Annotated in this window: 20 protein-coding genes; 8 read left to right on the top strand and 12 right to left on the bottom strand. The window is 63.4% G+C overall.

Features of this window, described 5'->3' with window-relative positions:
• Positions 1-49: 49 nt before the first annotated feature.
• Entirely contained in the window at positions 50-832 is a 783-nt protein-coding gene (gene yaaA / locus OKW43_RS19535; protein ID WP_429449192.1) for a peroxide stress protein YaaA, read from the bottom strand.
• Positions 833-889: 57 nt separating this feature from the next.
• On the opposite strand from yaaA, the gene OKW43_RS19530 reads away from it, so the two are divergent.
• Positions 890-1396: a putative toxin-antitoxin system toxin component, PIN family gene (locus OKW43_RS19530; RefSeq protein ID WP_429449190.1), complete on the top strand. Its 507-nt coding sequence runs from the start codon at positions 890-892 to the stop codon at positions 1394-1396.
• A 183-nt stretch (positions 1397-1579) separates the two neighbouring features.
• Entirely contained in the window at positions 1580-2752 is a 1173-nt protein-coding gene (locus OKW43_RS19525; protein WP_429449188.1) for a pyridoxal phosphate-dependent aminotransferase, read from the top strand.
• Positions 2753-2861: 109 nt separating this feature from the next.
• Here the strand turns inward: OKW43_RS19525 and OKW43_RS19520 are convergent, their stop codons facing one another.
• The gene (locus tag OKW43_RS19520) at positions 2862-3509 is read right to left on the bottom strand and encodes a glutathione S-transferase family protein (RefSeq protein ID WP_429449186.1); all 648 of its coding nucleotides are present in this window, start codon (positions 3507-3509) and stop codon (positions 2862-2864) included.
• A gap of 127 nt (positions 3510-3636) precedes the next feature.
• Here OKW43_RS19520 and OKW43_RS19515 point away from each other — a divergent pair, with 127 nt between their 5' ends.
• The 6 genes from OKW43_RS19515 (at position 3637) to OKW43_RS19490 (ending at position 9987) form a co-directional block, all read left to right on the top strand.
• Positions 3637-5193 carry a 3-hydroxyacyl-CoA dehydrogenase gene (locus OKW43_RS19515; protein WP_429449184.1) on the top strand — a complete coding sequence of 519 codons (1557 nt, stop codon included), beginning with the start codon at positions 3637-3639 and terminating at the stop codon, positions 5191-5193.
• A complete protein-coding gene (locus OKW43_RS19510; RefSeq protein ID WP_187634978.1) occupies positions 5190-5978 on the top strand; it encodes an oxepin-CoA hydrolase, alternative type in 789 nt (262 codons plus the stop codon). The genes OKW43_RS19515 and OKW43_RS19510 overlap by 4 nt, the downstream gene beginning before the upstream one ends.
• 21 nt (positions 5979-5999) lie before the next feature.
• The gene (locus tag OKW43_RS19505) at positions 6000-6716 is read left to right on the top strand and encodes a histidine phosphatase family protein (RefSeq protein WP_187634979.1); all 717 of its coding nucleotides are present in this window, start codon (positions 6000-6002) and stop codon (positions 6714-6716) included.
• A gap of 20 nt (positions 6717-6736) precedes the next feature.
• Positions 6737-7843, top strand: coding sequence for a phosphotransferase (locus OKW43_RS19500; RefSeq protein ID WP_429449181.1), 1107 nt, complete (start codon positions 6737-6739; stop codon positions 7841-7843).
• Between the two features lie 57 nt (positions 7844-7900).
• Complete coding sequence (locus OKW43_RS19495; RefSeq protein ID WP_429449178.1) at positions 7901-9160, top strand: acyl-CoA dehydrogenase family protein; 1260 nt, start codon at positions 7901-7903, stop codon at positions 9158-9160.
• A gap of 125 nt (positions 9161-9285) precedes the next feature.
• Entirely contained in the window at positions 9286-9987 is a 702-nt protein-coding gene (locus tag OKW43_RS19490) for a glutathione binding-like protein (RefSeq protein ID WP_187634982.1), read from the top strand.
• Between the two features lie 99 nt (positions 9988-10086).
• Here OKW43_RS19490 and OKW43_RS19485 read toward each other — a convergent pair whose 3' ends face one another.
• The 10 genes from OKW43_RS19485 to nuoN form a co-directional block, all read right to left on the bottom strand.
• Positions 10087-10575 carry a MaoC family dehydratase gene (locus tag OKW43_RS19485; RefSeq protein ID WP_429449176.1) on the bottom strand — a complete coding sequence of 163 codons (489 nt, stop codon included), beginning with the start codon at positions 10573-10575 and terminating at the stop codon, positions 10087-10089.
• Positions 10572-11030: a MaoC family dehydratase gene (locus OKW43_RS19480; protein WP_429449174.1), complete on the bottom strand. Its 459-nt coding sequence runs from the start codon at positions 11028-11030 to the stop codon at positions 10572-10574. Before OKW43_RS19480 ends, OKW43_RS19485 begins: the two co-directional genes overlap by 4 nt.
• A 33-nt stretch (positions 11031-11063) precedes the next feature.
• Complete coding sequence (locus tag OKW43_RS19475; RefSeq protein ID WP_429449172.1) at positions 11064-12191, bottom strand: acyl-CoA dehydrogenase family protein; 1128 nt, start codon at positions 12189-12191, stop codon at positions 11064-11066.
• An 11-nt stretch (positions 12192-12202) separates the two neighbouring features.
• The gene (locus OKW43_RS19470; protein WP_429449170.1) at positions 12203-13399 is read right to left on the bottom strand and encodes an acyl-CoA dehydrogenase family protein; all 1197 of its coding nucleotides are present in this window, start codon (positions 13397-13399) and stop codon (positions 12203-12205) included.
• A 48-nt stretch (positions 13400-13447) separates the two neighbouring features.
• The gene (locus OKW43_RS19465; RefSeq protein WP_429449168.1) at positions 13448-13873 is read right to left on the bottom strand and encodes a DUF1178 family protein; all 426 of its coding nucleotides are present in this window, start codon (positions 13871-13873) and stop codon (positions 13448-13450) included.
• Between the two features lie 213 nt (positions 13874-14086).
• The gene (locus tag OKW43_RS19460) at positions 14087-14611 is read right to left on the bottom strand and encodes a helix-turn-helix transcriptional regulator (RefSeq protein ID WP_429449166.1); all 525 of its coding nucleotides are present in this window, start codon (positions 14609-14611) and stop codon (positions 14087-14089) included.
• Positions 14612-14639: 28 nt separating this feature from the next.
• Positions 14640-14918, bottom strand: coding sequence for a hypothetical protein (locus OKW43_RS19455; protein WP_429449164.1), 279 nt, complete (start codon positions 14916-14918; stop codon positions 14640-14642).
• Positions 14919-15212: 294 nt separating this feature from the next.
• On the bottom strand, positions 15213-15803 hold the full coding sequence (locus tag OKW43_RS19450; protein WP_187634990.1) for an NUDIX domain-containing protein: 591 nt from the start codon (positions 15801-15803) through the stop codon (positions 15213-15215).
• A gap of 44 nt (positions 15804-15847) precedes the next feature.
• On the bottom strand, positions 15848-16144 hold the full coding sequence (locus OKW43_RS19445) for a DUF2818 family protein (RefSeq protein ID WP_187634991.1): 297 nt from the start codon (positions 16142-16144) through the stop codon (positions 15848-15850).
• Complete coding sequence (gene nuoN / locus OKW43_RS19440; protein WP_429449161.1) at positions 16144-17616, bottom strand: NADH-quinone oxidoreductase subunit NuoN; 1473 nt, start codon at positions 17614-17616, stop codon at positions 16144-16146. The genes OKW43_RS19445 and nuoN overlap by 1 nt, the downstream gene beginning before the upstream one ends.
• Between the last annotated feature and the right edge of the window lie 10 nt (positions 17617-17626).

The following is a 17626-nucleotide window of genomic DNA, read 5'->3' as shown; positions in this document are numbered from 1 at the left end:
AAGTCTTCCCTGCCTGAATTCACGCTGCCGGTTCAGCGCAGCGGCACGCTCATTCCGCAATGCGGCGGCGAAATACGAAAGTGGAGTCGTTCGAGGCTTCGGCGCTGAACGCATAGCCTTCGGTGTCGAAGTCCCTCAACTGCTCGGGACGATCGAGGCGGTTTTCCACCGCGAAACGCGCCATCAAGCCTCGCGCCCGTTTTGCATGGAAGCTGATGATCTTGTAGCGGCCACCCTTCCAGTCTTCGAACATCGGCGTGACGACCGGCGCGTCGAGCAGCTTCGGCTTGACCGACTTGAAGTACTCGCCCGACGCGCAATTGACCAGCACGCGCGAGGCTGCCGCATTCTTCTTCAACTGCACGTTCAATGCGTGCGTGATCCGCTCGCCCCAGAACGCGTACAGATCCTTGCCGCGCGGGTTGGCCAGGCGCGTGCCCATTTCGAGCCGGTACGGTTGCAGCAGGTCGAGCGGACGCAACAGGCCATAGAGACCCGACAGCACTCGAACGTGATTCTGCGCATAGTCGAGATCGGCCGACGACAACGTCTTCGCATCGAATCCTTCGTACACGTCGCCGTTGAAAGCGAGCACCGCCTGCTTGGCGTTGTGCGCGCCGAATTGCTGCGACCAGTCCGCGTAACGCTGAAAATTGAGGTGCGCGAGCTGATCGGAAATGCTCATCAGCGAAGCAATCTGTTGTGGCGATAAACGGCGCAGGCCGCTGATCAACTCGGCGGCGTCATCGACGAAATCGGGGATCGTGTGCTTTTTGACGTGCGGCGGGGTGTCGTAGTCGAGCGATTTCGCCGGCGACAGAACGATTATCATAGATGCTTGCAGGCACGCCGTGCCTGACGGTCAAAGACGAAAGCCCGATTGTAACGAATGCCAAGTTCCCTCGCCTCAAGCGGCGCGTTGCGCGTCGTACTCGATTCCAATGTGTGGATCGATATTCTCGTATTCGATGACCCGCACACGCGGCCGATCGCCGCCGCGCTCGAGAGCGGCGCGCTCGCCGCGCTGATCGACGCGCGCTGCCTCGCCGAACTCAGCTACGTGCTCGACTATCCGCAGTTTGCGCATCGCAACGTCGACAAAGCCGCTGCGCTCGCGATGGTCGCGCAGCTCGCGCAACGGGTCGAGCCGCCCGGGCCGACCGAGTCCGCCGGCGACTCCCGGCCGCTGCCCCAATGCAAGGATCGCGACGACCAGAAGTTTCTCGAACTCGCGCATGCAGCGAAGGCCGACTGGCTCGTGTCGAAAGACCGCGCGGTCCTGAAGCTCGCCAAGCGGATCGCGCGCGATTTCGGCTTCCGGATCGCGCAACCGGCCCTGTTCGTCGCGGCGGTCGGCATCGCACAGAATGCCGGCGGCGAGCCCGTCACCGCGTGAATCCGCTCACCCGCACGTCGCTTCGAGCCGAGCGCACGTTGACGGCTCATCGCGAGCCGGCCGGACCGTCAACGTGAAACCCGCGGCGCGCACAGCGTGTCGGGATTCCCTACAATCAGTCTTCGCCCTTCGCAACGACAGTTCGAGAACCGGCCCACCTATCGCCCTGCTACCCACGACGCCATGAACGCATCGCACGACACGCCCAGGATGCCCACGTTTCCGTCTCGCCTGCCGAACGTCGGCACGACGATTTTCACCCTGATGAGCGCGCTCGCCGCGGAAAAAGGCGCGGTGAATCTGGGTCAGGGCTTTCCCGACTTCGCCTGCGATCCGCGCATCGTCGACGCGGTCGCGAACGCGATGCGCGACGGCCACAACCAATATCCGCCGATGGCCGGCGTGCTGCCGCTGCGTCAGGCGATCTCGGACAAGATCGCGAATCTGTACGGCCGCCGCTATGACGCGAACAGCGAAATCACGGTCACCGCGGGCGCCACGCAGGCGTTGCTGACCGCAATTCTTTGCACCGTCCATCCGGGCGACGAAGTGATCCTGATCGAACCGACCTACGACAGCTATCTGCCGTCGATCGAACTAGCGGGCGGCAAGCCGGTCTTCGTCACGCTCGACGCACCCGACTACGCGATCCCGTTCGACAAGCTCGCCGCCGCGATCACGCCGAAGACGCGACTCATCATGATCAATACGCCGCACAATCCGACCGGCACGGTTTGGCGCGAACAGGACACGCGCAAGCTCGAGGAAATCGTGCGCGGCACCAACGTGCTGATCCTGTCCGACGAGGTGTATGAGCACATGGTCTACGACGGCGCACCGCATCAAAGCGTCGCGCGTTATCCGGAACTCGCGCAGCGCAGCTTCGTCGTGTCGAGCTTCGGCAAGACCTACCACGTGACCGGCTGGAAAGTCGGCTACGTGGCCGCGCCCGCCGCGCTCACCGCCGAGTTCCGCAAGGTGCACCAATTCAACGTGTTCACCGTCAACACGCCGATGCAGGTCGGCCTCGCCGATTACATGAAGGACCCCGGGCCCTACGTGGATCTGCCGGCGTTTTATCAGCAGAAGCGCGACTTCTTCCGCACGGGCCTCGCGAATTCGCGCTTCCGGTTGCTGCCGTGCACGGGCACGTATTTTCAGTGCGTCGACTATTCGGCGATCAGCGACCTGCCCGAAGCCGAATTCGCCCAATGGCTGACCGGCGAGATCGGCGTGGCCGCGATTCCGGTCTCGGCGTTCTATCACGAGGCGCACGAGTCGGACGTGGTGCGCTTCTGCTTCGCCAAGCAGGAAAGCACCCTCGCCACCGCGCTCGAACGGCTCGCGCAGCTCTAGGATGCTCCGCGCGATGTCACGAACGAATCCACGTTCCTTGTCATCGCGCTGCGCGGCATGGCTGTGCGCTGCACACCCTTGCGCGTTTCACCACACTGCGGTCTTTCCGTCAGGACGCGCGCGACGCCGCGACGCAGGCCTTGCGATCCTCGGTCACGCGCTGCGCCGCTGGTCGCGCGTTGATCGACTTGACGTAGCTCTTCCAGTCGATCCCCGCCTCGAGCAGAAAATCGCGGCCGTAAATGGTCTGTGTCGCCATGCCGACGAGCGGCAGGCTCACGTAGCCGGCGGCATCGGCGACGCTGAATTGCTCGCCGCACAGATACGGCGCGAACTTCGCGATCCGCCTGAAGCCGGCGATGTGATGCGTGAGCAACTTCTCGACGCGCCCTTTCGTCGCGTCGCTGACCGTGCCGCCGAAGAACGCTTCCTTATACAGATTGCGCACCGTCAGCTCGAGATGCACGTCGACGAAAAAGATCATTTCGCGTTCCTTGGCGGCCTGCCACGGATCGGCGGAAAAGATCCGCTTGTCGGCAAAACGCGCGGCCAGATATTCGACGATGCACTGCGACTCGCACAGATCGCCGTGCTCGGTCTGCAAATACGGCACCTTGCCGAGCGGCGAATGCGCGAGCAGCGCTTCTTCCTGGCTCGGCTTCGCGAAATGCTCCTCGAACTCAATGCCATGTTCGAGCAGCACGAACTTGACCTTGTTGTAGTAGTTCGAAAGCGGGAAACCGCACAGCTTGATCATCGGGTGTCTCCTTGTGTCATCGTGTATGAGACCGCGCGTCGGAGTTGCAGCAGCGGCATTCCATCAAATCATCCGGGAAATTGCACGATCGTGCTATTCTGAAATAATCATGGAGTCGGGCATCACAATGAACTCTCGCAATTTCAGCATCGAGACCATCGGTATCGTCGGCACTGGCGCAATGGGTCGTGGCATCGCGCAGATCGCGGCGCTCGCGGGCCTGCGCGTGCGGCTCTACGATACCAACGCGGCGGCCGTCGGCGTCGCCCGCGACTATCTCGCGGAGACTTTCGCCAAATTGACGGCCAAAGGCAAGCTCGAGCAGTCGCGCTCGCTGGCCGCGCTCGCCAACGTGAGCGGCGTGCAGGCCGTCAGCGAGCTGGTCGGCTGCGATCTGGTCATCGAGGCGATCGTCGAAAGGCTCGACGTGAAGCGGGCACTGTTTCGCGAGCTCGAAACCGTGGTCAGCGGTCGCTGCATCCTCGCGTCGAATACTTCGTCGCTGTCGATCACCGCGATCGCCGCAGGCTGCACCGATCCGTCACGCGTGGTCGGTTATCACTTCTTCAATCCGGTGCCGCTGATGAAGGTCGTCGAAGTGATCGACGGCCTGCGCAGCGACCCCGAAGCCGGCGACGCGCTGATGGATCTCGCGCGCCGCATGGGCCACACGCCGGTGCGCGCGAAGGACATGCCGGGCTTCATCGTCAATCACGCGGGCCGCGGCATGAATACCGAGGGCTTGCGCGTGGCGGGCGAAGGCGTCGCGAGCTTTGCGGACATCGACCGCATCATGCGCGAGCAGGCCGGCTTTCGGCTGGGACCGTTCGAGCTGCTGGACCTGACCGCGCTCGACGTATCGCATCCGGTGATGGAGTCGATCTATCACCAGTTCTACGAAGAACCGCGCTATACGCCGTCGCCGATCACGGGCACGCGGCTGTCGGGCGGACTGCTCGGCCGCAAGACCGGCGAAGGTTTTTATCGCTACATGGACGGCAAGCAGCAGGTGCCCGCCGAAGCGCCCGCGCCGAGCGTGCTGCCGCAAAGCGTGTGGGTCAGCCAACGCTACCGCGACGCGTATGAGGCCGTGGTGCAACTGGTCGGCACAGCGGGCGTGAAGCTGGACGAAGGCGCGACGCCCGCCGCCGGTTCGCTGATCGTCGTCACGCCGTTCGGACACGACGCGACCACGGCCGCGGTCGACGAAGCGCTCGACGCTAGCCGCGTCGTCGCCGTCGATGCCCTGTTCCCGCTCGTCAGCGCGCAACGCCGCACGCTGATGACCACGCCAGCCACGACGCGCGCCACGCGCGATAGCGCGCATGCGCTGTTCGCCGCCGACGGCATCCCCGTCACCGTGATCCGTGATTCGACCGGCTTCGTCGCGCAGCGGGTGGTCGCGACGATCGTCAACATCGGCTGCGACATCGCGCAAAAGCAGATCGCGACGCCGGAGGACATCGACCTCGCCGTCATGCTCGGCCTCGGCTATCCGCGCGGACCGCTTGCGCTCGGCGACGCGCTCGGCGCCGCCACCATTCTCACGATTCTGCGCAACATGCACAGCGTGCTCGGCGAGCCGCGCTACCGTCCGTCGCCGTGGCTCGCAAGACGCGCGCAGCTCGGCCTCTCGCTCACGCAGTGCGACGCCGCCGACATCCCAACCGAGACCCGATCATGAGCGCCGCCCTGCTCGCTTCACGCCCGGCCAGCAGCGAATCCACGCTGGTCCTCACGCTGTCGAACCCCGGTGCGCGCAACGCGCTGCATCCGGACATGTACGCCGCGGGCATCGAGGCATTCGATACCGTCGAGCGCGATCCGTCGATTCGCGCTGTCGTGATCACCGGTGCCGACAACTTCTTTTGCGCGGGCGGCAATCTGAACCGCCTGCTCGAAAATCGCGCGAAAGATCCGTCCGTGCAAGCCGATAGCATCGACATGCTCGGTCAATGGATTTCGGCGCTGCGGCTGTCGTCGAAACCGGTGATTGCCGCGGTGGAAGGCGCGGCGGCCGGCGCCGGATTTTCGCTCGCGCTCGCCTGCGATCTGATCGTCGCCGCGGACACCGCCAGGTTCGCGATGTCGTACGCGCGCGTCGGCCTGACGCCCGACGGCGGCGGCTCGTGGTTTCTCGCAGAGGCGCTGCCGCGTCAACTGGCCACCGAGGTACTGATCGAAGCCAAGCCGATCGGCGCCGCGCGTCTGCACGAACTCGGCGTCGTCAACCGACTCACGAAAGCCGGCACCGCGCTCGATAACGCGCTCGCCTGGGCCGACGAGCTCGGCGCGATTTCGCCCAATTCGGTCGCGCGCATCAAGGGGCTGATCGCCGCGGCCGGCACGCAGCCACTCGCGGACCATCTGCTCGCCGAGCGCGATCACTTCGTCGCGTCGCTGCATCATCGCGACGGTCTCGAAGGCATCACCGCGTTCCTCGAAAAACGCGCGCCGATCTACAAATAAGCGACGAGAGAGCCGCCCGACATGCCCGACTACCAACTGCCGAAACGGCGCCGCATCTTCCTGATGCGTCACGGCGACGTCACCTACTTCGACGACTCCGGCCGCGCGATCGATCCCGAAACCGTGCCGTTGAACGCGAACGGCCGCGAGCAGGCGAGCGCGGCGGGCCGCGTGTTCGCCGAACAGCAGGTGCGCTTTGACCGCGTGATCGTCAGCGGCTTGCCGCGCACGATCGAGACCGCGCGACGTGTGCTCGTCGAAACAGGTCAGCAAATCGAACCCGAGATCGAACCCGCATGGCAGGAGATTCGCGGCGGGCGGCTCGGCAGCATTCCTCCGAGCGATATCGAGGCAGCGTTTCTCGGCGTGTTCGACGGCATCGTGCCGGAGACCATGCGCTTTCTCGACGGCGAAACGATCGGCGAGCTGTTCGATCGCGTGCTGCCGGCCGTCGCGGCGCTACGCGAGGACACGTCGTGGGACACCGTGTTGCTGGTGCTGCACGGCGGCGTCAATCGCGCGATCCTGTCGCACGCGCTGACGGCGGGCGGCCGCACGTTTTTCGGTCATCTGGCGCAGGCGACCGGCTGCATCAATGCGCTCGACGTCGGCGCCGCGCCGCGCGACTGGGTGCTGCGCACGCTCAACTATTCACCGCCGTCGCCGTTGCACCGCGACGTTCGCAACACCACGATGGAAATCCTCTACGCTCAATTTATTCGATACCAGCGTAGCTGACACCGAACCGGAGGAGACACATGGCGCAAGCCCCGCAGACCGGCGAACCCGCACGCAAAAAGGACTACTCGGCTTTCGAGGGCACCCGCCCGGTCAACGAGCGGCAACGCTTCGACAACGACGCGCTCGCCGCGTGGCTCGGCGCCCATGTCGACGGTTTCGCGGGGCCGCTCACGCTCGAACAGTTCGCGGGCGGGCAATCCAATCCCACCTTCAAGCTGATCACGCCATCGCGCTCGTACGTGATGCGCGCGAAGCCCGGCCCCGCGGCGAAGCTGCTGCCGTCCGCGCATGCGATCGAACGCGAATATCGCGTGATGCACGCGCTCGCCGGCACCGACGTGCCGGTCGCCCACATGCTCGCGCTGTGCGAGGACGAAAGCGTAATTGGCCGCGCGTTCTACGTGATGGAGTTCGTCGAAGGTCGCGTGCTGTGGGATCAATCGCTGCCCGGCATGACGGCCACCGAGCGCGCGGCGATCTATGACGAAATGAACCGCGTGATCGCGGCGTTGCACAGCGTCGACGTCGCCGCCGCCGGCCTCGCCGGCTACGGCAAACCAGGCAATTACTTCGCACGCCAGATCGGTCGCTGGAGCAAGCAGTATCTGGCGTCCGAGACCGAGCCCATCGACGCGATGCACCGGCTGATCGAATGGCTGCCGCAGCATATGCCGGCGGAGACGAACGAGCGTGTGTCTGTCGTGCATGGCGACTACCGGCTCGACAACCTGATCTTCGATCGCAACGAGCCGCGCGTGCTCGCGGTGCTCGACTGGGAACTGTCGACGCTCGGCAATCCGCTCGCCGACTTCGCTTATCACTGCATGGCGTGGCATGTCGATCCGGCGCAGTTCCGCGGCATTGCGGGACTCGATTGGGCCGCGCTCGGCATTCCCGATGAAGCGCGCTACGTCGAGCGTTATTGCCAACGCACCGGCTTCGAGATTCATGGCGACTGGAATTTCTATCTGGCCTACAACATGTTTCGCATCGCAGCGATTCTGCAAGGAATCATGAAGCGCGTCGTCGACGGTACCGCGTCGAGCACGCAGGCACTTGATGCCGGCCGGCGCGCGAAGCCGATGGCCGAGCTCGCCTGGCATTACGCGCAGAAGGTTCTCTAGATACAAGGGCGCGCGCTGTTCCCCATCATTCGCAGTCCGTTACCCGCGAGGTCCCAGATGAATTTCGATTACACCCCGAAGGTCCAGGCGTTGCGCGAAAAACTGCTCGCCTTTGTCGACGAGCACATTTACCCGAACGAACAGGCGTTCTATGCGGAGATCGCGCGCAATCGCCAGAACGGCAACGCGTGGGTGCCGACGGAACTGATCGAGCAACTCAAGCAGAAGGCGCGCGACGTCGGCCTGTGGAATCTGTTCCTGCCGCAATCGGAGCGCGGCGCCGGGCTGACGAATCTCGAATACGCGCCGCTGTGCGAGATCATGGGCCGCGTGCCGTGGGCGCCCGAAGTGTTCAACTGCAACGCGCCGGACACCGGCAACATGGAGACGATCGAGCGCTATGGCAGCGAAGAGAACAAGCGCGAGTGGCTCGAACCGCTGCTGCAAGGGCAGATCCGTTCGGCGTTTCTGATGACGGAGCCGGAGGTTGCATCGTCGGATGCGACGAATATCCAGACCCGCATCGAGCGCGATGGCGACCATTACGTGATCAACGGTCACAAGTGGTGGTCGTCGGGCGCGGGCGATCCGCGCTGCAAGGTCTATATCGTGATGGGCAAGACTGATCCCGACGCTCCGCGCCATCAGCAGCAGTCGATGATCCTCGTGCCCGCCGACGCCACCGGCATTACCGTGCATCGCCCGCTCACGGTGTTCGGTTACGACGACGCGCCGCACGGCCACATGGAGATCACCCTCGACAACGTGCGCGTGCCCGCCACCAACATGCTGCTCGGCGAAGGCCGCGGCTTCGAGATTGCGCAAGGCCGCCTCGGTCCGGGACGCATCCATCACTGCATGCGCCTGATCGGTCTCGCCGAACGCGCGCTCGAATTGATGGCGAAGCGCTCGCTGCAACGTGTCGCGTTCGGCAAGCCGGTGGCGTCGCAAGGGGTCACGCAGGAGCGTCTCGCCGAGGCGCGCTGCATGATCGAGCAGGCGCGTCTGCTCACGCTGAAGACCGCGTACATGATGGACACCGTCGGCAACAAGGGCGCCCGCGGCGAGATCGCGATGATCAAGGTGGTCGCGCCGAACATGGCGTGTCAGGTGATCGATTGGGCGATTCAGGCTCATGGCGGCGGCGGCGTCAGCGACGATTTTCCGCTCGCGTATGCCTACGCGTCGGCGCGCACGCTGCGTTTCGCCGACGGCCCCGACGAAGTGCACCGCAACGCAATCGCGAAGCTCGAGCTCGCGCGTCATATCGATGCGGGCGCGGCGGCTCGCGTGGAGATGCCGGTCACGCGCGTTTGAGTGCTTCGGCTCGCGGCGAGCGCGGAGCCTGAGCCCGCGGCAAGCAGCGTCGCGCGATCTATGCTCTAATTTTCGACAACGGCGGCGCCCTCTTTGCGGCGCCGCTTCGACGAAAAGGAGCCAGGATGATCGACGTCTATAGCTGGGCGACCCCGAACGGCCACAAGGTTCATATCATGCTCGAGGAAACGGGCCTACCCTACAACGTGCATGCCGTAAACATCGGCGCCGGCGACCAGTTCAAGCCGGAATTTCTCGCCATCAGTCCCAACAACAAGATTCCCGCGATCGTCGATTCCGAAGGTCCGAAAGGCGCCGACGGCCGGCCCCTCGCGCTATTCGAGTCGGGCGCGATCCTGATTTATCTGGCCGAGAAAACCGGCAAGTTTCTACCCACCGATCCGGCCGCGCGCTACGCGGCACTCCAATGGCTGATGTTCCAGATGGGCGGCCTCGGTCCGATGCTCGGGCAAACCCATCACTTCCGCGTGTACGCGCCCGAGCAGATCGAATACGCGGTCAATCGCTACACCAATGAAGCGCGACGTCTGTACGGCGTGATGGACACGCAACTCGGCAAGACACGTTACCTCGCGGGCAACGACTATACGATCGCGGACATCGCCGCGTTTCCGTGGACACGTTCGTGGAAAAATCAGGGCATCGAGCTCGATACGTTGCCGAACGTGAAGCGCTGGCATGAAGAGATCGCTGCGCGGCCGGCGGTGGTGCGCGGCGTCGACGTGCTCGCGTCGGCGCGCGCGCCGCTGACGGACGACAAGGCGAAAGAGGTCCTGTTTGGCGCGACGCAGTACGCGAAACACTAGCTTGAAGCCGCCTCGCCGACACGGGTCGACACAAACAGGAAGCGCGAGCGGCATGCCTGCCGTCTCGCGCTTTTTCATTTCATCTGCGAAGGGCAAACGCTAGAAGTAATGCCGCGTGATGAACTCCGCCACGCACACCGGTCGCTCGCTGCCCTGACGCTCCAGCGTCACGTTCCATGCGAGTTGCACGCCGCTATTGTCGACGTCGGTCACCGAATTCACCGCGAACTTCCCGCGCAGCGACGAACCCACCAGCACCGGCGATATGAAACGCACGCGATTCAAGCCGTAGTTGATTCCCATGCACTGCTCGATCTTCACCGTTTTGCCGAGCAGAGCCGGAATCAGCGACAGTGTCAGAAACCCATGCGCAACCGGCCCGCCAAACGGCGATTCGCGGTTGGCCCGCTCGGGATCGACGTGAATCCATTGATGATCGCCGGTGGCCTCGGCGAAACGGTTGACCCTCTCCTGGTCGACGCTCAGCCATTCGCTGACGAGCGGCTCGGCGCCGATGAGCGCGCGCAAAGCGTCCGCATTGTCGAAAGCGGCTATTGCCGCCGTGATTGCCGCCGCGCTCGCCGTCATGCCGCGACTCCCGGATTACGCAGACCGAACATGCCCTTCGAGCGCACCGTAATCACCGTTTCGCCGTGCTGATTGATGCCTTCCCAGCACGTCGACATGATGCCGCGGTCGGGCTTGCTTTCCGACACGCGCTTGTCGACGACGACGTTCATCATCGTGATCGTGTCGCCGACTCGTACCGGCTTGAGCCAGCGAATTTCGTCGATGCCGGGCGAACCCATCGACGTCGAATCCGCCAGTACCTTGCGCACGAGCATGCCCATCATCACCGAGCACGTGTGCCAGCCGCTCGCGACGAGGCCGCGGAACGGCGATTCGGCCGCGGCGGCTTCGTCGAGATGAAACGGCTGCGGATCGAACTTCTGCGCGAACTCGACGATCTCCTCGCGCGTGAACGTGTGCTTGCCGATTTCGCGGCTCGTGCCCACTTCCATGTCTTCGAAACTGATTTTCATCGTGTACCTCTTTTGTGCGGTGGAACGGCCCGATCAGTCTTCGGCGACGGCAAATCCGGGCAGCGTCGCAAACCGCGCGAGATGATGGTCGACGTCGCCGAGCGTGGTCTCGATGATCGCGAGACGCTTGAACAGATGCGCGGCCGCCACTTCGTTCGTGACACCCATGCCGCCATGCAACTGCACCGCCTGTTGACCGACGAAACGCGCGGCCTGGCCGACCCGCACCTTTGCCGCCGAGATTGCGCGACGGCGCTCGTTCGCGTCTTCACTCGGGTAGCGCATCGCGGCGAGATACGTGATCGACCGCGCCTGCTCCGCGTGGATCAGCATCTCGACCATGCGATGCTGCAACGCCTGGAAACGCGCGATCGGCTGGCCGAACTGCTGGCGCGTTTTCGTGTACTCGACAGTGGCGCGATTGAGCGCGTCGAGCGCGCCGATCGCTTCCGCGCACAGCAGCAGCGTGGCGTAGTCGGCGATCTGCTCGAGGGTCGCCGCTCCCGCATGTTTGCCGGCGAGCCGGCGTGCGGGCGTGCCGTTGAATTCGAGCGTCGCGGCGCGTTGACCGTCGATCGTGCGGTACTCGGTGAGCTTGACGCCGGCCGCGTGACGCGGGACGACAAAGAGCGCGATCTCGACATCGACGCGCGCCGGCACGATCCAGTCGTCGGCCTGCGCACCGTGCAGCACGACTGATTTGGTACCGCTCAGCGCGTGCTGCGCGCCCTGCCCGCTTGCGGTCGTGGCGACGTCGAACAGATCGTAGCGCGCGTGCGGCTCGTGAAACGCCACGGCCAGTTTGGCTTCGCCCCTGGCCGCCCGTTCGAGCAGCGCGGCATCTTCGCCGTCGCCGGTGCCGGCAAGTCGCAGCGCTTCGATGCCGACTGCGGTCGCCCAATACGGCTCGACGACGAGCGCGCGGCCAAGCTCCTGCATGACCACGAGCATGTCGATCGGACCGCCGTTGAAGCCGCCCTGCGCTTCGGGCACCGGCAACGCGGTCAGCCCCAGTTCGGTGAACGCAGCCCAGTGCGCAGCCGATACCCCCGCCTCCGAGCGCACGATCTGCTGGCGCGCTTCGAAGCCGTAGCTCTTCTCGAGATAGCGGCGAAGCGCGTCGGCAAATTGCTGTTGTTCGTCGTTAAAAGTGAAGTCCATGGCGCCGCTCCTCAAAGTCCGAGAATCATCTGCGCGATGATGTTCTTTTGAATTTCGTTCGAGCCGCCGTAAATCGACGTCTTGCGGAAGTTGAAGTAATACGCGGCAAGCGGCGCGGCATCGTCGTCGCCGGCGAGACTGTGCTCGTGTTCGCCTTCGAGGAATGGCACGTCGAACGGCGCGGCAAGCGGGCCGATCGCTTCGAACATCAGTTCGGTGAGCCCTTGCTGCACTTCGGTGCCCTTGATCTTTAGCATCGACGCTTCCGGGCCCGGGCCGCGCCCGCCCGCCTCGTTGGCCACCACGCGTTGCACGGTGACTTCGAGCGCCATCAACTCGATCTCGAGACTCGCGACCTTCGCCGCAAACACCGGATCGTGCAGCAGCGGCTTGCCGTTCTTCTTCTGATCTAGCGCGACGCGCTTGAGAAACGCCAGTTCACGCTTCGACGCACCGACTCGCGCAATGCCGGTACGCTCATGCCCGAGCAGATATTTCGCATACGTCCAGCCGCGATTTTCTTCGCCGACCAGATTGTCGACCGGTACTTTGACGTCCTCGAAGAACACTTCGTTGACTTCGTGATCTTCGTCGAGCGTGATGATCGGCCGCACGGTGATGCCCTGCGTTTTCATATCGATCAGCAGGAACGAGATGCCCTCCTGCTTTTTGGCGCCGCTGTCGGTGCGCACCAGACAGAACATCATGTCGGCGTGCTGGCCAAGCGTGGTCCATGTCTTCTGACCGTTGACCACGTAATGGTCACCGACGCGTTCGGCGCGGGTGCGCAGCGACGCAAGGTCGGAGCCCGACCCCGGTTCCGAATAACCCTGACACCACCAGTCCGTACCGTCGAGAATCCGCGGCAGGTAATGGCGCTTCTGCGCCTCGTTGCCGTACTTCATCAGCACCGGCGCGACCATCGACACCCCGAAAGGCAGCACGGAAGGTGCGCCGAGACGCGCGCACTCCTCTTCCCAGATATGCCGTTGCGTCGCGTCCCAGCCGGGGCCGCCGTATTCGCGCGGCCACGCGAGCGCCGACCAGCCCCGCGTGCCGAGCAGCCTGTGCCAGCTTGCGAAGTCTTCGCGGGAAAGACGTTTGTGATTGAGAACCTTGTCGCTCAGCTCGCGAGGCAGATTCGCTTCGAGCCAAGCGCGGATGTCGGCGCGGAACGCGTCTTCAGCGGGGGAATAGTCCAGATTCATGCGTAGTGTCTCCTGGCCGCCACCACCCGGCCGCCTGGAGTCACCGCGCTATTGCAGTGGTTCCTTCAGCGCAGCCGGGACCGGCAGCGGCATCACTTCGATGCCTTCCTCGACCAAGGCGCGCGCATCTTCAGGTGTCGTGACACCGCGAATGCTGCGCGCGGGCGCTTCGTTGTAGTGAATGCGCCGCGCTTCCTCGGCGAAGCGGTCGCCCACGTTCTCAGTCTTCTCCAGTACCTCGCGCAGCGCTCGCATCATCTGCGCCTGCATTTGCTCCGCGCGCGCCGGCGCCTCCGAGTCGCTCGCACCCGACAGATTCAGACGCGGTGCCGACGGCAAACGGCTCACCTCGGTCGCACCACAGATCGGACATTCGACGAGTTTGCGGGACTGCTGCGACTCGAAATCACCAGCCGAAGCGAACCACCCTTCGAACCGATGGCCATGCGGACACTGTAAATCGAGGACCTTCATGTGGAATCAGGGCTTGCGTGCCAGTTTAGCGCAAAATGGAAATTTGTGAACGGTCGTTCGTAAAACTTCAGGGCTACCGCGCAGCCGCCAGCTGCTGCCAGGGAATATGACGCGGGTGGGCGATTTTAACGCTTTACGGCATGTGCTGCCGATGGCGACCCAGCGCCTAGGCCGCACCACATTTGCTCCGTTCTTCAGCCTTCCGGCACACCGCTACGCCACGAGATTTTCGAGTCGACGGCTCACACGCGGTTCGATCTGACGGGCCTCCTTCGCCAGATTGATCTGTTTCGCCAGTTTTGCGACATCCGTCACACCGGTCTCGATCTCATACCCACCGCGCGCGGTCAGCCATTCGAGCACGTCCGCCAGATGCCAAACCGACGCGCTGCCTTCGTGGACCGGCGACGGGAAGTCGATCGCATGGCTCAGCATCAGCTTGCGCATGTTTTGCCGGGACACGCCGGCCATTTCGGCGACGTCGGTCAGCCCCACGAAGTCAGGCCCAGCCTCGACCAGCTGCGCGGAGGGCACCGCGCGTTTCACGTCCTTCAGCGCGCTGGTGACAGCCTCGAATACGCTCGCGCCTTCGCGGGTGAAAAGCAGGCCCAGGCGGCCCGGTTGCCCGACGCCAACTGTGGCGTCGTCGCACCCTGCTTCGCCCAACCGCTCGACGATTGCGTCGGCATCGCAATCTTCCGCGGCGAGGCGGTATTTCAACGTGAACACATATTCCATACGTTACTCCTGTCTTGTTTAGCGCAGGTTATTGCCATTCCTGTTTAGCACTCACGAACCCACTGGCGCGAGCCGTGCAGTTCTCGACGATGCGCCGCAGGTGTCTGGCGTGATTGCCGGGATTCTTCCGCGTACTCCAGACGCTCGATATACAGAACTCCCCGCAACGACACTCGCCGTCTTGGTATGGACAATAGATTTTTCCCCACGCATGACCTTTTCCGCCGTCCTGGACGCGCCAGCCGTGCTGCTCCGCGTGCACCAATGCGACCTCGATTTCTTTTTTCCTGTGCCTTCCTCGAACCATCGACATCTCCAATGTAGTCGGTCCGGTGCAGGTTGTCAATCGACAACCTGCACCGGATTTGAAATCAGATCATTCCACCGTCTATGGTCAGCTCTCCAAACAAAATCGACGACAGACACGGAGATCGGAAGGTTCATACTAGCCGGCCGCAGGCGCCACGACGAGCCGGCCTGATGGCATAGGAAACGAGATATGCAACAAACCGGGCAACCAATGGCAAAGCCCCTGCCGGTCATCGACCAACAGGGGCTTGGTTAAACCGCAACGCCGATCAGCTATCCGGCAGACGTGAACTTATACCGCTTCGGGCGCCTCTAGCGGCCACGTGCCCGACAGCACTTTCTCGAGCCAGAATGTACCGATGATCGTCTTCACATCGGTGATCTTGCCGATCCGCACCCACTCGGACACCTGCTCCACGGTCGCGGTGAAAAGTTCGAGAAACTCGCCTTCGTCGAGCTCGCGCTCGCCCGCGGTCAAGCCCCGCGCAAGATAGATGTCAATGAATTCGGTCGAATAAGAAATAATCGGGTGAATCCGTGTGAGGTACACGTATTCGCGCGCGGTATAGCCGGTTTCCTCGCGCAGTTCTCGCACCGCGCAGGCCAGCGCGCCCTCGTTCGGGTCGAGCTTGCCGGCCGGATATTCGACCATCACCTTGCCCATCGGATAGCGATACTGACTTTCGAGCAGCACGCGACCGTCATCGAACAATGGGATCACCATGACGGCGCCCGGATGCTGAACGTATTCGCGCGTCGCATGTTTGCCGTCCGGCAGTCGGACCGTATCGTACTTGACCGTCATGAACGGCCCTTGATGGACCGTTTTGCTGTCGATACAAGTCTCGGTTAGCGCGGCGTCGTGATTGGGAAGTTCAGCCATGTGCGGACCTCGGAACAAGCCAGGCGCGCGACGGCGGGACGCCGTCAGCGGCGTTTGACCAGATATTGGAAGGTGAAGCCGGGGAAAGCGAATACGACGAACAGCGCGAACGTGATCGCATAGAACTGCCAGCCCTGCTCGAAGCGATTTCCCGCCCGCGCTTCGAGCAGAAAGCCCAGCGCGCCGACCACGAAATACAGGACGATCAATTCGGCAATTCGCAGCCAGGTGCTTTTCTTCGCCGCTTTCAACGGCACGGCGGCGAAGAGGCGCTGATTCAGGAACGGCAGGTTGGCGCCGACCAGCGCCAACAGCACGATAAACCAGCCCGCAGCGGACATCAGAGCAGCAGCGTGTGCTGCATCGCCTGCAGACAGGCGCGCAACAGCGGATCCGGCACGATACCGAGCACCAGCACCGCGACGCCGTTGAGCGCGAGCAACGCGCGCGTGCTCGTGTCCGCGAGGATCTGCGACTTGTCTTGCGGCTCGTCGAAGTACATCAGCTTGACGATACGCAGATAGTAGAACGCGCCGAACAGCGACGTGATCACCGCGAGCACGGTCAGCCACGTCAGACCGGCGTTCATCGTTGCCTGCAGCACGGCGAGCTTCGCGTAGAAGCCAACTGCCGGCGGAATACCCGCGAGCGAGAACATCATGATCATCATCACGAACGCGAACACCGGGCTGCGCTGGTTGAGGCCCTTGAAGTCCTCCAGCGTGTCCGCTTCGAAGTCGCGGCGCGCGAGCAGCATAATGACGCCGAAGGTGCCGAGCGTCGTGATCAGGTAGACGATGCTGTAGAACATCGCCGAGCCGTATGCGCTCGCGGCGCCCGTGGTCTTCTGGTCGACCACGCCGGCGAGCAGGCCGAGCAGCACGAAACCCATGTTCGAGATCGCCGAATACGCAAGCATCCGCTTGACGTTGCGCTGCACGATACCGGTGATGTTGCCGACGATCAGCGACAGCGCCGCCAGAATCACCAGCATCTGTTGCCATTCGACCGCGAGTGGCAGCAGACCCATCACGAGGAAGCGCAGGCCCCATGCGAAGGCGGCAACTTTCGGACCGCCGCCCACCACGAGAGTCATCGCCGTCGGTGCACCCTGGTACACGTCAGGCACCCACATATGGAACGGCACCGCACCCATCTTGAAAGCCACACCGGCCACGATGAAGATCACGCCGAACAGCAGCACGGTCGGATCGTAGTGGCTCGTGCTGATCGCCTTGAACACTTCGTTCAGGTCGAGCGAGCCGGTCGCGCCATACAGCATCGAGATGCCGTAGAGCAGGAAACCGGAAGCCAGCGCGCCGAGCACGTAATACTTCATCGCCGCTTCGTTCGAAGCCGCTACTTCCCGACGCAGTGCGATGACCGCGTACAGCGACAGCGACATCAGTTCCAGACCGAGATACAGCGTCAGGAAGTTGTTGCCCGAGATCATCACGATCTGGCCCAGCAGCGAGAACATGCCGAGCAGGAAGAAGTCACCGCGGTACAGGCCACGGTCTTCCAGGTAGCGACGCGAATAAACGACGGATACCGCATAGCCGAGCGACACCACCGCCTTCATCACGTTGGCGAACGGATCGACCACGTACATGTGATCGAAGAAGTAATGCACTTGCGGGTCGAACGCATTGATCGCGAACCAGATCCCGGCGACGAGCGTCGAGAAGAACGCGATGAAATACGTGGTGCGACGACCCTCCTGGCCGACGAACGTGTCGTTGAGCCACGCGACGACAACGGCGAGCATCACCAGTGCGTCGGGCAACAGAGCAGTCATAGGGGCGTTTTGCATGGTCTTAAAT

The organism is Paraburkholderia sp. WC7.3g (assembly GCF_050436345.1).
GTDB lineage: Bacteria > Pseudomonadota > Gammaproteobacteria > Burkholderiales > Burkholderiaceae > Paraburkholderia > Paraburkholderia podalyriae.
Note: the sequence above shows the minus strand (reverse complement) of the source record. Positions and strands in the feature narration are given on the sequence as shown.

What these genes read in the sequence shown, in the direction of transcription:
- OKW43_RS19455 (WP_429449164.1), bottom strand. Translation starts at nt 14,918, where the DNA reads ATGGTTCGAGGAAGGCACAGGAAAAAAGAAATCGAGGTCGCATTGGTG.
- OKW43_RS19470 (WP_429449170.1), bottom strand. Translation starts at nt 13,399, where the DNA reads ATGAATCTGGACTATTCCCCCGCTGAAGACGCGTTCCGCGCCGACATC.
- OKW43_RS19475 (WP_429449172.1), bottom strand. Translation starts at nt 12,191, where the DNA reads ATGGACTTCACTTTTAACGACGAACAACAGCAATTTGCCGACGCGCTT.
- OKW43_RS19515 (WP_429449184.1), top strand. Translation starts at nt 3,637, where the DNA reads ATGAACTCTCGCAATTTCAGCATCGAGACCATCGGTATCGTCGGCACT.
- OKW43_RS19490 (WP_187634982.1), top strand. Translation starts at nt 9,286, where the DNA reads ATGATCGACGTCTATAGCTGGGCGACCCCGAACGGCCACAAGGTTCAT.
- nuoN (WP_429449161.1), bottom strand. Translation starts at nt 17,616, where the DNA reads ATGCAAAACGCCCCTATGACTGCTCTGTTGCCCGACGCACTGGTGATG.
- OKW43_RS19450 (WP_187634990.1), bottom strand. Translation starts at nt 15,803, where the DNA reads ATGGCTGAACTTCCCAATCACGACGCCGCGCTAACCGAGACTTGTATC.
- OKW43_RS19500 (WP_429449181.1), top strand. Translation starts at nt 6,737, where the DNA reads ATGGCGCAAGCCCCGCAGACCGGCGAACCCGCACGCAAAAAGGACTAC.
- OKW43_RS19495 (WP_429449178.1), top strand. Translation starts at nt 7,901, where the DNA reads ATGAATTTCGATTACACCCCGAAGGTCCAGGCGTTGCGCGAAAAACTG.
- OKW43_RS19480 (WP_429449174.1), bottom strand. Translation starts at nt 11,030, where the DNA reads ATGAAAATCAGTTTCGAAGACATGGAAGTGGGCACGAGCCGCGAAATC.
- OKW43_RS19465 (WP_429449168.1), bottom strand. Translation starts at nt 13,873, where the DNA reads ATGAAGGTCCTCGATTTACAGTGTCCGCATGGCCATCGGTTCGAAGGG.
- yaaA (WP_429449192.1), bottom strand. Translation starts at nt 832, where the DNA reads ATGATAATCGTTCTGTCGCCGGCGAAATCGCTCGACTACGACACCCCG.
- OKW43_RS19525 (WP_429449188.1), top strand. Translation starts at nt 1,580, where the DNA reads ATGAACGCATCGCACGACACGCCCAGGATGCCCACGTTTCCGTCTCGC.
- OKW43_RS19530 (WP_429449190.1), top strand. Translation starts at nt 890, where the DNA reads ATGCCAAGTTCCCTCGCCTCAAGCGGCGCGTTGCGCGTCGTACTCGAT.
- OKW43_RS19520 (WP_429449186.1), bottom strand. Translation starts at nt 3,509, where the DNA reads ATGATCAAGCTGTGCGGTTTCCCGCTTTCGAACTACTACAACAAGGTC.
- OKW43_RS19460 (WP_429449166.1), bottom strand. Translation starts at nt 14,611, where the DNA reads ATGGAATATGTGTTCACGTTGAAATACCGCCTCGCCGCGGAAGATTGC.
- OKW43_RS19505 (WP_187634979.1), top strand. Translation starts at nt 6,000, where the DNA reads ATGCCCGACTACCAACTGCCGAAACGGCGCCGCATCTTCCTGATGCGT.
- OKW43_RS19445 (WP_187634991.1), bottom strand. Translation starts at nt 16,144, where the DNA reads ATGTCCGCTGCGGGCTGGTTTATCGTGCTGTTGGCGCTGGTCGGCGCC.
- OKW43_RS19485 (WP_429449176.1), bottom strand. Translation starts at nt 10,575, where the DNA reads ATGACGGCGAGCGCGGCGGCAATCACGGCGGCAATAGCCGCTTTCGAC.
- OKW43_RS19510 (WP_187634978.1), top strand. Translation starts at nt 5,190, where the DNA reads ATGAGCGCCGCCCTGCTCGCTTCACGCCCGGCCAGCAGCGAATCCACG.